Genomic DNA, 1759 nt, shown 5'->3' on the forward strand with positions numbered 1-1759 from the left:
AGAAAGAACGGCCCAATTATTCGATGAATTCGATTAAATAGGTCAACTATTCTCACGAATCCATCGAATAATTCGACTCGTTCTACTGAAATTTATGCTCGAAAGCATAAGTCCGACAGGCTCCTAGCCCTGGTATTTGTGAAGGACTTCAACAATTTCCACCTGATAATCCTGATACCAGAGTGTTTTTCCTTTTTGCTGGGCCGCCAGGTGCTCAGGATTATTCTTCCAGGCTCGAATACTCTCTTTGTCGGGCCAATAGGAGATGGCCAGCTCCTGATCACCCTCGCTATTGGCTATGAATTCAATACAGCCATACTCGTTCAGAGCCAGCTCACGCATACGCTGGGCCAGTTGGCTGTATTCCTGGTCCAGCTTTTTGAGGGTGGCTCTAAAAATTACAGCGTACATGGTTAATCCCTGGTTGCAGATGACCGGTGATCAATGGTCGGATGGCATGGAAACAAAGCCGGGTAAAGAACGAATGCGCTCTATCCAGTTTTGAATACCAGGATACTGTGACAGATCAAAACCGCCTTCATGAGCGACATGAGTGTACCCGAACAGAGATAGGTCAGCTGTTGTCAGTTGCTCTCCAGTCAGAAAAGGACTTTGCGAAAGCTGCTGTTCCATGACCGTCAGCGCTTTATGGCCACCTTCCTGTTTGTTTTCGTATTCGTCACGTCGATGTTCAGGCAGGCCCAGATACTTATTGATAAACCGGGCTACAGCCACATAGGGCTCATGGCTGTATTGTTCAAAAAATTGCCATTGCTGGATTTTGGCTTGCAGAAAAGGATCAGCAGGCAGTAGTTCAGAATCTCTGGCCAGGAAGTTCAGGATGGCATTGGATTCCCAGAGGCAACGGCCGTCATCCAGCTCAAGCAGAGGGATCTTGCCATTAGGGTTTTTAGTGAGAAAGTCCGGAGTCCGGGTTTCATGATTCAGAATATCGATGACGACCCATTCATGATTCAGGTCGAGCAGGGCTGTCAGCAGTTTGATCTTGTAACAATTACCGGACTGGATATCGCCATATATCTTCATGCTTCAACGTACTCCCTACAAATAGTTTTAGGCTCTTTATGGATTCCGGGCTTTTCTTCACTTTTCAGAAGAAAACAAAGGTCTGCAAAAGCGACTTTTTCGGCTGCTTGATTGTGAAGCATTGGTTCGTAGCCGAGCAATATCGGATTATTGTCTTCTACGAACTTTATACCGCTAGCAAAGTCACGGCAACTTATGAAAACTCCATAGTCATACGGATCAGTTGATAGATCATAGTTATGATGGTCAGATAGTTTTTCCATTATGTTGAAAAAAACTGGTGAGCCTTCAGGGCTAGTCAGGTAATGACACAACAAGGATTGCAAACCAAAATTCTTTAAAGATTGCTTGATATCTCTAAAGAATGTAAAACCAGCTTTTGCAGCTAGATTATGTAATGTCGGCTCTACCTCTTGCATATAATTTTGCTGAAAGCCATGAGAAATGGTTTTTTGTTCATAGAGAGCTTCTAAAATAGAGCAATAATGCATGGCCCAGTAAGCATTCATATCGCTATAAATACCAGGCTTTATTATCTCAACTGTTTCTTTATTCATATGCCTAGTTTTAGTTTGATTCTGAGCTCATAACGCCAACTTCAGCCGCGCCGCCGAAGGCGGCGTCGGGTGGCGAAGCCACGAACTGGAAGCATTTGTTAGGTGCGCTTACTTACTCGTTACCTTTATTTTGAACCATGAGGATATTTATTTCT

The 1759-nt window shown here is 44.1% G+C and carries 3 protein-coding genes; all 3 read right to left on the minus strand.

The features are described from left to right. Positions 1-123 precede the first annotated feature (123 nt). From ACR2PX_RS19520 to ACR2PX_RS19530, 3 genes are read right to left on the minus strand one after another with little or no spacing between them, the layout of a single operon-like run. Positions 124-411: an antibiotic biosynthesis monooxygenase family protein gene (locus ACR2PX_RS19520; protein WP_434001031.1), complete on the minus strand. Its 288-nt coding sequence runs from the start codon at positions 409-411 to the stop codon at positions 124-126. A gap of 30 nt (positions 412-441) precedes the next feature. After that, positions 442-1047, minus strand: a complete 606-nt coding sequence (locus tag ACR2PX_RS19525; RefSeq protein ID WP_434001032.1) for a glutathione S-transferase family protein — start codon at positions 1045-1047, stop codon at positions 442-444. Continuing rightward, on the minus strand, positions 1044-1604 hold the full coding sequence (locus ACR2PX_RS19530) for a hypothetical protein (protein WP_434001033.1): 561 nt from the start codon (positions 1602-1604) through the stop codon (positions 1044-1046). Before ACR2PX_RS19530 ends, ACR2PX_RS19525 begins: the two co-directional genes overlap by 4 nt. Positions 1605-1759: the final 155 nt, after the last annotated feature.

This window comes from Endozoicomonas sp., from assembly GCF_051008435.1.
Classification (GTDB): domain Bacteria; phylum Pseudomonadota; class Gammaproteobacteria; order Pseudomonadales; family Endozoicomonadaceae; genus Endozoicomonas_A.